Origin of the sequence: Rhodococcus sp. NPDC060090 (genome assembly GCF_042729855.1) — a bacterium.
Lineage (GTDB): Bacteria > Actinomycetota > Actinomycetes > Mycobacteriales > Mycobacteriaceae > Rhodococcus.
The window spans coordinates 1-12312 of record NZ_JBHWXB010000030.1 but is presented as its reverse complement, the minus strand read 5'-3'; the positions used below and the strand labels follow the sequence as shown (position 1 = coordinate 12312).

The window sequence follows — 12312 nt, the reverse complement described above, 5'->3', positions numbered from 1 at the left end:
CATGGAGTTCAGCAAAGGTCACGGCACCGAGAACGATTTCGTCATCCTCCCCGATCCCGATGCCCGGCTGACTCTCACGCCCGACCGGATCACAGCACTGTGCGATCGACGTCGCGGACTCGGAGCCGACGGTGTGCTGCGTGTCGCCCGTACCGGAGCGCTGGTGGAATCCGGTCTGCTCGACGCGGCTCCGGAGGGTGCGAGCGCCGACGACTGGTTCATGGATTACCGCAACGCCGACGGATCGATCGCCGAAATGTGCGGCAACGGGGTACGGGTGTTCGCGCACTATCTCACCGCCCGGGGACTCGAGAACCGGAAAAACTTCGTCGTCGGGTCGAGGGCCGGGGGCAAGCCCGTTCAGGTCCACGCGACCGGCCCGGTCGCGGGCGAGGTCACCGTCGAGATGGGCCTCGTGGAGCAACTCGGCGAGTCGTCCGCCACCCTGGACGGCCGCGTCTATCCCGGAATCGGTATCGACGTCGGCAACCCGCATCTGGCCTGCGTCGATCCGCATCTGACCCGCGCGAGCCTCGCCGCCCTCGACCTCACCTCGCCCGGATACGATCCCGGGTTCTTCCCTCAGGGCGTCAACATCGAGTTCCTGACCCCGATCGAGTCGGGTGCGGTCGACATGCGTGTCCACGAGCGAGGGGTCGGCGAGACCCGCTCGTGCGGCACCGGCACGGTCGCGGCTGCGGCAGCAGCCCTGAGGCACGACGGCGCCTCCGGAGGTGTGGTGCGAGTACGGATTCCCGGGGGCACCGTCGAGGTACGGATCGAGGACGAGCACGCCTGGTTGCGGGGGCCGTCGGTGCTGGTCGCACAGGGCACGATCAGCGACGACTGGTGGTCGGCGCTTGCATGAGCACGCACCATATGGGGACGTCCGAAAAAACTCGAATGCACCGAATCGGGCTTCGTGGGACGATAGAAGTTGTATGACGAACACATCGCGCACTCGCAACACGACAGACGACACCGATCGCACCGGGTACGACGGTCCCGAAGGCTGGGCTCACGACGATCCATCGGTGGGCGAGATGCAGCTCGAAGACCGCAGCGCGCTACGGCGCGTGGCGGGTCTGTCCACTGAACTCGAAGACATCACCGAGGTCGAATACCGGCAGCTCCGGCTCGAACGGGTCGTGCTGGTCGGTGTATGGACGGGAGGCAGTGCCGCCCAGGCCGACGCGAGCCTCGCCGAACTCGCCGCACTCGCCGAAACCGCAGGCTCCGACGTGCTCGAAGGGATGGTGCAGCGTCGCGACAAGCCGGACGCCGCCACCTACATCGGTTCGGGCAAGGCAGAGGAGCTGCGCGAGGTCGTGCTCGCCACCGGCGCCGACACGGTGATCTGCGACGGTGAACTCACTCCCGCACAGCTCACCGCCCTGGAGAAGGTCGTCAAGGTCAAGGTCATCGACCGGACGGCGCTCATCCTCGACATCTTCGCCCAGCACGCGACATCACGTGAGGGCAAGGCCCAGGTCTCGCTCGCGCAGATGGAGTACATGCTGCCGCGACTGCGAGGCTGGGGCGAGTCGATGTCGCGTCAGGCGGGCGGTCGTGCCGGGAGCAACGGTGGCGTGGGTCTCCGCGGTCCCGGTGAAACCAAGATCGAAACCGACCGGCGCCGTATCCGGGAACGAATGGCGAAGCTGCGCCGCGAGATCAAGGGGATGAAGGCCGCCCGCGACACGAAGCGGACCCGCCGCCTGCGCAACAGGATCCCGTCCGTCGCGATCGTCGGCTACACCAACGCAGGCAAGTCGAGCCTGCTCAATCTGCTCACCGGTTCGGGTGTCCTGGTGGAGAACGCACTGTTCGCCACGCTGGATCCCACGACACGGCGCGCGACATTGCCCGACGGCCGGGAATTCGTCCTGACCGACACGGTCGGATTCGTGCGTCACCTGCCCACTCAGCTGGTGGAGGCATTCCGGTCCACGCTCGAAGAGGTGGCCGACGCCGACGTGCTGTTGCACGTGGTCGACGGATCCGATCCACTGCCGACCGAGCAGATCAAGGCGGTCCGCGAGGTCCTGACCGATGTTCTGCGCGAGTCCGACGGCCCCCCGCCACCCGAATTGATGGTCGTCAACAAGATCGATGCGGCCGACCCGGTCACTCTGACCCAGCTGCGAGGACTCCTGACCGACTCGGTGTTCGTGTCGGCGCACACCGGTGAGGGCATCGAGGAGCTCCACGAACGGCTCGGGCGACTGCTCGAGGACCCGGACGTGGAGATCAAGGTCCTCGTGCCGTACACCCGAGGAGATCTGCTTTCTCGGATCCATTCGGACGGGCAGATCCTCCAGTCCGCGCACGAGGCGGACGGCACGCGTGTGCACGCCAAGGTTCCGCGGGCACTCGCCTCCGCGTTGGACGAGTACGCCGCCTGATGCGTTCGCTGCGCGCCGTCGGTGCCGTCGGTGCCGTCGCGCTCGCGGTCGCCGTACCGAGTGCGCAGCACGCCGCGGCGGATACCGCAGAAGTCCCGGTCGCGGACTTTCCGTCGGAAGCCCTGTGCACACCGGACGATCCGGCCCTCGACGAACTGTCGGGTCTCGCCCAGGTGGGCGGGCGGTTGTTCGCGACACCCGACGCGGGTGTCGACGAGTCGGTGGTCGAACTGGACGCAAAGTGCGGAGTCGTTCAACGGCTCCCGGTACCCGTGGACCCCTACGACATCGAGGATCTCGCGGCCGGTCCCGACGGCAGGCTGTGGCTCGCGGACATCGGCGACAACACCTCGGCCCGACAGACAGTCGCGCTGATCTCACTCGATCCGGACAGCGGAGCGGGCGACCTGTATCGCCTGAGCTACCCGGACGGCCCGCGCGATGCGGAGGCCGTACTGGTGTCTGCGAGCGGTGAACCGTTGATCATCACCAAGTCGCTGTTCGGTGCGAGTGGCATCTACCGGCCGGCGCGCGGTCGCACGGTCGAGCAATTGGAGACACCGGGCCCGGTACCGCTGGAGAAGGTCGGTTCCCTTTCCCTAGGACCTACCGATACCCCCGGAGGCCCGCTCCCCGGGGCATCGTCGACGTTGATCACCGGCGGTGCGGTCAGTGTCGACGGGACGGTCGCGGCGGTGCGCACCTACACCGACGTCTTTCTGTTCCATGCACCCGATGCAGATATCGCGAGTGCGTTGGGTAGGGGTCCCGTGCTCCGCGTGCCGGTTCCGGACGAACCGCAGGGGGAGGCGGTGGCATTCACCGAATCCGGCGACCTGCTGACCGGTTCCGAGGCGACCGTCCAGGGTGGCACGGTCACCGGCGAGCGCCCCCCGATCCGGATGTGGAAGGAAGTGACCGACCACTTCGCGGCGGAGTCCGGGGCGGACGCAGAGCCGACCCCGGGATCGTTCGAGGCCGGACCGGTCGCGCTCGCGGTAGGAACGGTCGTGGTGGCGGCTGCGGCGGTGGCTCTGTGGTGGCGCATCCGGCGTACCTGAGACGCTCCACACGGACCACCGCCGTCGCGCCGACTCAGGCGTCGAGATCGGCCGCGATGAGGTCACTGACCTGCGAGAGAACATTTTCGTCGTCGCAACTGACGGTGACTGCGACTCCCTGTGAGGCTCCGAGCGTCATGATCATCAAGGCAGAACCCGCATCGACGGGTTCGCCTCCGTCGACCGACAGCGTCACCGGCACTCCTGCGGCGACGACAGCTTCGGCGATGATCCCGGCGGGACGCGCGTGCAGGCCGATGGACGACCCGACCTCGACGGTGTTGACGGGCATCAGAACTCCTTCTGTTGGTGGGTGAATCAGGATCGGGCGATGGTCGGTTGTGTTTCGGTCGCCGTTGTCGTGGGGCTGGAATCGGGACGGGTGAACGCCTTGGCAAGGGTGACGCAGAGCGCAGCGAGCACGGTTCCCACGGCGAGCGCGATGAAGAACCACACCACGCGGTCCATCGCAAAGATCACGAAGACGCCGCCGTGCGGTGCGCTCAACGTCACGTCGGTGGCCATGATGATTCCTCCGGTGACAGCGCCGCCGACCATCATCGACGGGATCACCCGGAACGGGTCCGCCGCCGCGAAGGGAATCGCGCCCTCGGAGATGAACGACGCACCGAGCAGCCATGCTGCCTTGCCGTTCTCGCGTTCTGCGGTGCTGTAGAGACGTGGACGCACGAGTGACGACAGTGCCATCGCAAGCGGCGGCACCATTCCGGCCGCCATCACAGCGGCCATGATCTGCAATGAGGCGTGGTTGCTCACATCGAGGCCTGCCACGGCGAATGCGTATGCGGCCTTGTTGACCGGCCCTCCTAGGTCGAAGCACATCATGAGGCCGAGAATGACGCCGAGTGCGACGGCGGAACCGCCGGACAGGCCGTTGAGCCAATCCGTCAGTCCGGTGGTGATCGCGGCGAGCGGTCGACCGAGCACGAGGAACATCGCGGCACCGACGATCAGACTCGCGAGAAGAGGAATGATCACCACAGGCATCAGGCCACGCGCCCAGGTGGGCAAGGGGATGCGACCGACCCACAGTGCCGCGAAGCCTGCGATGATGCCGCCGACCAGACCGCCGATGAACCCGGCCCCGACGAACACCGCGACCGCGCCCGCTGTGAATCCGGGGGCGAGTCCGGGTCGGTCGGCAATGGCGTAGGCGATGTACCCGGCAAGTGCGGGTACGAGGAACGAGAAAGCGAGCGAACCGATCTGATAGAGCACGGCGCCGAGGTACGTTGCCAGCCCGCCGCCGGGCAGGTTCGTCAACGAATTGTCCACCACGATCGTGGCGGCGGATTCGGAGATGTCGTAGCCGCCGAGCAGGAATCCGAGAGCGATGAGCAGACCGCCGGCCGCGACGAACGGAATCATGTAGCTGACGCCGGTGAGCAGGATCTGCCGCAGCCGTGTGCCCCATCCGAGCTCCACGGCATCGGTGTCTGCGGTGGTGTGCGCTGTACCTGCTTCGACGCGCGAGGCCGCCGGATCGGTTGCCGCACGCACGGCTTCGGCCACCATCGCATCGGGTTCGTTGATCGCCCGCTTGACACCCGAGGCGATCACCGGTTTGCCTGCAAACCGCGCCTTGCCCTTGACCCCGACGTCGGTTGCGAAGATCACGGCATCGGCGGCTGCGATGACGGACGGCGGAATCGGTGTGCTTCCACTGGAACCCTGTGTCTCGACCCGCAGGGTGACGCCGGCGCGATCGGCGGCGGCGGTGAGCGCATCGGCTGCCATGTACGTGTGGGCGATTCCGGTCGGGCACGCGGTGACGGCGACCACCGTGTGTTCGGACGGTGCGGTCGTGTCGGGTTCCGCATCCGCAGCGAGGGGTTGTGCGGTGGTGGCCGGTGCGGTCTCGGCGGGAGGAGTGTTCTCCATGGGAGCAGCAGCAGCGTCGGCGGGAGCAGGGAGAACCCCCTCGACGAGAGCGACGACCGCGTCGGTGTCGGGCGCGTCGCGAAGCGACGCCACGAATTCGGGTCGGACGAGGGCGCGAGCCAGGGCGGTGAGTAGCCTCATGTGGTCTTGGCCGGCGGCCTCGGGGGCTGCGATGAGGAACACCAGGTCGGCAGGGCCGTCGGGGGCGCCGAAGTCGACTTTCGGTGACAGCCGGGCGAATCCGAGCGAGGCGGTGGTGATCGCGGAGTGGCGGCAGTGGGGGATCGCGATCCCTCCGGGCAACCCGGTCGCCGACTTGGCCTCGCGCTCGAGCACCGCGGTGGTGAGGGCGTCGCTGTCCGTAGCGCGACCTGCGTTCGCCAGTCTGCCCGCGAGCGCCGCGATCACCGAGTCCTTGTCGACACCGAGGTCGGAGTCGAGCGTGATGAGCTCCGCGGTGATGACCGCCGGAACTGGGCCGGGGCCGGAAGCGATGTCTGGCATCACATGTCCTTAGGGAGGGGGGAGTGGGCGGTGTGCGATGGGAGCGGGTCGTCCGGTATCGGTTCGATCGACACCGCGGAGGGCTCGACGGAATCGGGTCCGGGAATGCGGGTACCGGGTAGGGCGACTGCGGCGCTGCCGTAGGCAACGGCGTAGCGAAGTCGGTCGGCCGGAGCGGCGCCTTCGCGCTCGGCGATGAGATAGCCGGCGAGTGACGAATCCCCCGCGCCGACGGTGCTTCGTGTGACGACCGGTGGGGGAGTGGCCCGCCACGCTCCGTCGGGCGTGATCAACACGGCGCCGGCACGCCCGAGTGTGGCCAGCACTGCTCCTACGCCCTGTGCGAGGAGCATCCGTCCCGCCTTCGCGACGGGCCCGACGTTGCCGAGCGCCGCATCGTGCTCGAGTGTCTTCGCGTCCGATCCTGTGAGCTGCGCGAGCTCGTCGGAGTTCGGTTTGATGAGGTCGGGTGCGGCATCCGGGAAGGCAGCTGCCAGCGCCAGCAACGGAGAATCCGACGTGTCGACTGCCACGCGACAGCCGGTGGGCCGGAGTGCGCGCACAACATCGGCATAGAACGCATCGGGAACACCGGGGGGAATCGAGCCGGACAGCACCACCCATCCTTCGGCCACGGCGTTGGCGACCACTGCGGAGAGAAGTTCCGTTCGGGTGGCAGCAGAACACGGGGCGCCGGGCTCGTTGAGTTTCGTCGTGGTGCCGTCGGATTCGGCGATGGTGATATTGGTGCGAGCGTGCCCGGACGTAGGTACGGCGTGATACCGGATTCCGCGTTCGTCCAGGGCTGCGAGCAGTGGGTCCCGGGGGTTGCCGGGCAGCACGGCCAGAACGTCGTGACCCGTCCGATGCAGGACCCGCGCGACATTGATGCCCTTGCCGCCGGGATCGACGGATGCCGCGCCCGCGCGGTGCACGGCGCCGCGCACGAGTGGTCCGTCCAGATCGACAGTGCGGTCCAGGCTGGGATTGGCTGTCAGGGTGACGATCATGCTGTCACCACCTCGATACCGTGTTCCGTCAGGCGCTCTCGGTCGGCGTCGGCCAGATCGGTGTCGGTGACCAGGACATCGACGGCCTCGAGCGGCGCGAAGCTCAGCAGGTGCCGCCGTCCGATCTTCGACGAATCCGCGACCACCACCACCCGATCGGCGCGCTGCACCATCGCGCGCTTGACGGCCGCTTCGTCTGCATCCGGGGTGGACAGACCGTGCTCGATCGTGAGGGCGTTGGTGCCGATGAACGCCACATCCACATTGAGGATGTCCAGGAAGCGGAGGGCCTCGGGCCCGACAGCGGCCTGGGTTGTGCCGCGGACACGGCCGCCGATCAGGTGCAGGTGTATCGACCCGATACCTGCCAGGCGCGCTGCGATAGGAACCGAATTGGTAGCGACGGTGACGTCGGTCTCGCTCGGCAGGATGGCGGCGATTCTGCTCGTGGTGGTGCCCGCATCGAGGATGATGCTGCCTCCCGCGCCGGGTAGGAAGTTCGCTGCTGCCGCTGCGATCCGGTCTTTGTGACCCGCGCGGGTGTTCTCTCGTTCGGCGAGGCCGGGCTCGGACATCGTGAGCGCCGTGGCGGGAACAGCTCCGCCGTGGACGCGCCGGACGTGTCCGAGCCGTTCGAGTAGCGCGAGGTCGCGCCGCACGGTCTCCGCCGTGACGTCGTAGCGTTCGGCGACGTCGGTCACGGACACGCGTCCGTGACGTGCGACCAGATCCGCAATCGCCTGCTGGCGTTCTTCTGCGTACACCCGAGCCCCTTGGAATGAATGTTGGATAATGTTGTTTTACGCCCGTATGTGTTGACATGTCAATACCTACGAGTAATCTGGATCACAGTTGCCCGGTGGTGAGGAGAAGGAATGATGAACGAGGCTCCAGTTCTGCAGGGAACGCCGGTGGTGCCCGGGGTCGGGTATGGGCCGGTCATCCGTCCGGCGCCGCGTCCGCAGATCGCTCCGTCGACACAGATCGTTCCGGATACCGCGCGCGAAGCGGAGTGCGCTCGGTTCGAGACCGCTGCTGCAGTGGTGGCGGACCGATTGAGGGCACGAGCCATGCATGCATCGGGGGCTGCCGCGGAAGTGCTGCAGGCCAACGCGGTACTCGCAGAGGACCGCGCGTGGCGCGCGGCCGCCGACGCACTGATCCGGTCCGGATCCGAAGCACCGGCCGCCGCCGCCGGCGCAACGGGACAGTTCGTCACGCTCTTCCAGAAGATCGGTGGACTGCAGGCGGAGCGGGTCACCGATCTGCTCGATATCCGCGACCGTGTTCTGGCAGAACTGAACGGCGACCCCGAACCGGGTATCGAACTACCCGACGTCCCCTCGGTTCTCCTGGCCGATGACCTCGCACCCGCAGACACAGCCGCTCTCGATCCCACGCGCATCGTCGGAATTGTCACGATGCTCGGCGGACCGACCAGCCATACCGCCATCATCGCGCGCCAACTGGGCATCCCATGCATCGTCGCCGCAGCGGGCCTCGACGGGATCGATCCCGGAACCGCCGTGCTGGTCGACGGCGCAACCGGACGTATCGTCGTCGCACCCGACCGCGACGAAGCCGACGCGGCCGTGGCGCGGGATCACGCCGAACGTGCCCGCATGGGCGCGTGGACCGGCCCCGGAGCAACATCCGACGGGCAACCGATCGCGATCCTCGCGAACATTCAGGACGGTGCGGGTGCCCGCACCGCCCGCTCGACCCAGGCCGAAGGTATCGGCCTGTTCCGCACCGAATTGTGCTTCCTCGATCGCGACGCAGAACCGACGGTCGACGAGCAGACCGCCATCTACGCCGAGGTCTTCGACGCCTATCAGGGCCGGAAGGTGGTGCTCCGGACCCTCGATGCGGGTTCCGACAAACCGCTGCGGTTCGCCGACCATCCGGACGAACACAACCCCGCCCTGGGTATGCGCGGTATCCGCATTGCTGCAGCTGCACCCGGAATTCTCGAAAGGCAACTCGATGCCGTCGCCGCGGCCGCGGCGCGCACCGGTGCGACACCGTGGGTGATGGCACCGATGATTGCCACGGTGGCGGAGGCAGCGGCGTTCGCCGAGCAGGTCCGAGCCAGAAACCTGGTGCCCGGAGTGATGATCGAAGTGCCCTCCGCGGCCCTGCTCGCAGACAGGATGCTCGCTCACGTCGACTTCCTGTCGATCGGAACGAACGACCTCGCGCAGTACACAATGGCGGCAGACCGAATGTCACCGCAATTGGCAGCGTTGACCGATGCCTGGCAGCCGGCAGTCCTGGCCCTGGTCGCACGTACATCGGAAGCGGGCGCGGCCGCGGGAAAGCCGGTGGGAGTGTGCGGAGAAGCCGCGGCCGATCCACTGCTCGCGTGCGTGCTCGCAGGAATGGGTGTGACATCACTGTCCTGTGCAGCATCGGCCGTCGCCGCCGTCGGTGCGCGACTGTCGTCGGTCACCGTGCAGCAGTGCCGGGAGGCCGCGCATGCAGTCCTGGCCGTCGATGATCCCGTGGCGGCGCGTGCTGCGGCAACGAGCATCCTCGGCTGACGAGGGACAGCGCACGGCGCCGACTTCTCCGCCGATGCTGCATGCATCCGCCGCGGTCTACGATTCTCGTCGTGAGTGAACGCGTGCGGCCGCAGAGCCGCAACAAGGGATTCGGTTGGGAACTGCACGGCGACGGGAAGCAGATCAACGCCGGTGCGGTCGTCGCTCCCGACGAGCGACTGTCGTGGCCGCGTACCGTCGGCATCGGGATGCAACACGTGATCGCCATGTTCGGCGCCACGTTGCTCGTGCCCACCATCACCGGATTCCCGGTGACCACCACGTTGCTGTTCTCGGGCATCGGCACCGTGCTGTTCCTGCTCATCACCCGAGGGCGCGTACCGAGTTATCTCGGATCCTCGTTCGCGTTCATCGCGCCCCTGTCGGCTTCTGCCGGGAGCGGTCCTGCCGCGCAGCTCGGCGGCATCGTCGCGGCCGGCGTCGTGCTCGCCGTCATCGGTCTGATCGTCAAGGCACTCGGCTCGCGCGTGATCGACGCCGTGATGCCCCCGGTCGTCACGGGTGCGGTGGTCGCATTGATCGGACTCAATCTCGCACCGACCGCAGCCGGATCGTTCGAGGCGCAACCGCTGATCGGTGCCGTGACCCTCTTCTCGATCCTCGTGGTCACGGTGCTCGGGCGCGGTCTTCTCGGCAGGCTCGGCATTCTCGTGGGCGTGGTCGTCGGATGGGTCTTCGCGTGGGTCACCGGAGGGCTCGCGCCCGATCGGGTCGACGCACTGAAAGCCGCGGCGTGGTTCGGTCTGCCGGAGTTGCGCGCGCCGACCTTCGAATTGTCGGTCGTGCTACTGGCTCTGCCCGTGGTCATCGTCCTGGTCGCCGAGAACGTAGGCCACGTCAAGGCGGTGGCCGCGATGACGGGCCGCAACCTCGACGACGTCGCGGGCGATGCACTGTTCGCCGACGGGCTCGCCACCACACTCGCGGGTTGCGGCGGCGGATCCGGTACCACCACGTACGCCGAGAACATCGGGGTGATGGCGGCGACCCGCGTGTACTCGACGGCTGCGTACTGGGTCGCGGCGCTGACCGCAGTGGTCCTGGCGTTCTCCCCGAAGTTCGGAGCACTCGTGTTCACGGTGCCCGACGGTGTCCTCGGTGGGGCCACGCTCGTCCTCTACGGGTTGATCGGGCTCCTGGGCGTGCGGATCTGGATGGACGCGAAGATCGACTTCACCGATCCGGTGAACCTCACCGTCGTTGCGGCCGCGCTCGTCGCAGGTATCGGGGATCTGACGCTGTCGATCGGATCGATCGAGCTCGGCGGAATCGCATGGGGCTCGACGGGAATCCTCGTCGCCTACCCGCTGCTGCGTCGATTGGCCGATCTGCGGCGCTGAGATGACGGTTGTCCCGGTCACAAAATCTGCTCGCTCCTGTCAGCGTCACCGTGCATTCGTGTGCATACCGTGAATGTGTCCACGTCATCACTGGCAGGAGCACAGATGGAACGCACCCTTTTCGAGCCCGAACACGACCTTTTCCGTGAGTCGTACCGGAAGTTCCTCGAACAGGAGGTGGCCCCTTTCCATGAGCAGTGGGAGAAGGACAAGATCGTCGACCGCGAAGTGTGGAAGAAGGCCGGCGCACAGGGCTTTCTGGGCATGGCGGTACCCGAGGAGTTCGGGGGTGGAGGTGTCGACGACTTCCGCTACAACGTGGTCCTGACCGAGGAGACCACCCGCGGTGGATACAGCGGCGTCGGTTTCATGCTGCACAACGATGTGGTGGCGCCGTACCTGCTCAACCTCTCGAACGAGGAACAGAAGAAGCGGTGGCTCCCCGGGTTCTGTTCGGGCGAGATCATCACTGCCATCGCGATGACCGAGCCCGGCACCGGCAGCGACCTCCAGAGCATCAAGACCCGCGCGGTGCGCGACGGTGACGACTGGATCCTCAACGGATCCAAGACGTTCATCACCAACGGAATCAACGCCGACCTGGTGATCGTTGTCGCCTGTACCGACCCCGAGAAGGGCGCGCAGGGCTTCTCCCTGCTCGTCGTCGAGCGCGGAATGCCGGGCTTCGAGCGCGGCCGCAATCTCGACAAGATCGGGCTCGACGCGCAGGACACCGCCGAGCTCAACTTCACCGATGTGCGCGTCCCGGCCACCAACCTGCTCGGCGAGGAAGGTCTCGGCTTCATCTATCTGATGCAGAACTTGCCTCAGGAGCGGCTCTCGATCGCTGTGGTCGCGGCCGCCGCGATGGAGCGGGTACTCGAGGACACGATCCAGTACTGCCGTGATCGCAAGGCGTTCGGAAAGCCGATCGGGAAGTTCCAGAACAGCCGATTCGAGCTCGCTGAGCTGTCCACGGAAACCCTGCTCGCTCGGGTGTTCGTGGACAAGTGCATCGAACTGCTCAATGCCGGTGCCCTCACCGTCCAGGAGGCTGCGATGGCCAAGTACTGGACCACGGACAAGCAGGTCGAGCTCATCGACCGCTGTCTCCAGCTGCACGGCGGCTACGGCTACATGCGTGAGTACCCGATTGCGAAGGCGTACCTCGATTCTCGGGTCCAGAAGATCTACGGCGGTACGAACGAGATCATGAAGGAGGTCATCGGCCGCGGTCTGAATATCTGATCGCTGCGCTGCTGATTGCCGACGCACCCGTTCGGGGTCGTTGCCGACGACCTGGATCCGGGGGCGCCCGCTGGGGCTCTCGACCAGGTCCGAGGCGATCCCGGACCGGCCGAGGCACTGGACGGCCTCCTCGGCGGTGCGCCGGAGCGATGTGCGCTCGGTCTCCGGGAGCCGGAACGGGCCGACTGCCCGGGGATCGATCCGGTCGTTCTCCGAACGGGCCACCACGAGGGAGCCGGACGGCGTCCCGGGCGGGCCGGGTGACGCCCTGTCGGTCG

Annotated in this window: 10 protein-coding genes; 6 read left to right on the top strand and 4 right to left on the bottom strand. The window is 67.1% G+C overall.

Features of this window, described 5'->3' with window-relative positions; translation table 11 throughout:
* Position 1: 1 nt before the first annotated feature.
* The 3 genes from dapF to ACFWCF_RS25600 all read left to right on the top strand — a co-directional run bounded on the left by dapF (position 2) and on the right by ACFWCF_RS25600 (position 3466).
* Entirely contained in the window at positions 2-868 is an 867-nt protein-coding gene (gene dapF, locus ACFWCF_RS25610; protein WP_378567735.1) for a diaminopimelate epimerase, read from the top strand.
* Positions 869-941: 73 nt separating this feature from the next.
* Positions 942-2405, top strand: coding sequence for a GTPase HflX (hflX, locus tag ACFWCF_RS25605; protein WP_378567732.1), 1464 nt, complete (start codon positions 942-944; stop codon positions 2403-2405).
* On the top strand, positions 2405-3466 hold the full coding sequence (locus tag ACFWCF_RS25600) for a hypothetical protein (RefSeq protein WP_378567729.1): 1062 nt from the start codon (positions 2405-2407) through the stop codon (positions 3464-3466). The genes hflX and ACFWCF_RS25600 overlap by 1 nt, the downstream gene beginning before the upstream one ends.
* 34 nt (positions 3467-3500) lie before the next feature.
* Here the strand turns inward: ACFWCF_RS25600 and ACFWCF_RS25595 are convergent, their stop codons facing one another.
* Genes ACFWCF_RS25595 through ACFWCF_RS25580 form a run of 4 tightly spaced genes read right to left on the bottom strand, consistent with a single transcriptional unit; the run spans position 3501 to position 7646 of the window.
* The gene (locus ACFWCF_RS25595; protein WP_378491110.1) at positions 3501-3758 is read right to left on the bottom strand and encodes an HPr family phosphocarrier protein; all 258 of its coding nucleotides are present in this window, start codon (positions 3756-3758) and stop codon (positions 3501-3503) included.
* A gap of 26 nt (positions 3759-3784) precedes the next feature.
* Positions 3785-5872, bottom strand: a complete 2088-nt coding sequence (locus ACFWCF_RS25590; RefSeq protein WP_378567726.1) for a fructose-specific PTS transporter subunit EIIC — start codon at positions 5870-5872, stop codon at positions 3785-3787.
* Positions 5872-6882, bottom strand: coding sequence for a 1-phosphofructokinase (pfkB, locus tag ACFWCF_RS25585; protein WP_378567723.1), 1011 nt, complete (start codon positions 6880-6882; stop codon positions 5872-5874). Before pfkB ends, ACFWCF_RS25590 begins: the two co-directional genes overlap by 1 nt.
* Positions 6879-7646, bottom strand: a complete 768-nt coding sequence (locus ACFWCF_RS25580) for a DeoR/GlpR family DNA-binding transcription regulator (protein WP_378567720.1) — start codon at positions 7644-7646, stop codon at positions 6879-6881. Before ACFWCF_RS25580 ends, pfkB begins: the two co-directional genes overlap by 4 nt.
* Before the next feature lie 111 nt (positions 7647-7757).
* Here ACFWCF_RS25580 and ptsP point away from each other — a divergent pair, with 111 nt between their 5' ends.
* The 3 genes from ptsP (at position 7758) to ACFWCF_RS25565 (ending at position 12034) form a co-directional block, all read left to right on the top strand.
* A complete protein-coding gene (gene ptsP / locus ACFWCF_RS25575; protein ID WP_378567717.1) occupies positions 7758-9425 on the top strand; it encodes a phosphoenolpyruvate--protein phosphotransferase in 1668 nt (555 codons plus the stop codon).
* Between the two features lie 71 nt (positions 9426-9496).
* A complete protein-coding gene (locus ACFWCF_RS25570; protein WP_378567714.1) occupies positions 9497-10786 on the top strand; it encodes a uracil-xanthine permease family protein in 1290 nt (429 codons plus the stop codon).
* Positions 10787-10891: 105 nt separating this feature from the next.
* Positions 10892-12034, top strand: a complete 1143-nt coding sequence (locus tag ACFWCF_RS25565; protein ID WP_378567711.1) for an acyl-CoA dehydrogenase family protein — start codon at positions 10892-10894, stop codon at positions 12032-12034.
* Positions 12035-12312: the final 278 nt, after the last annotated feature.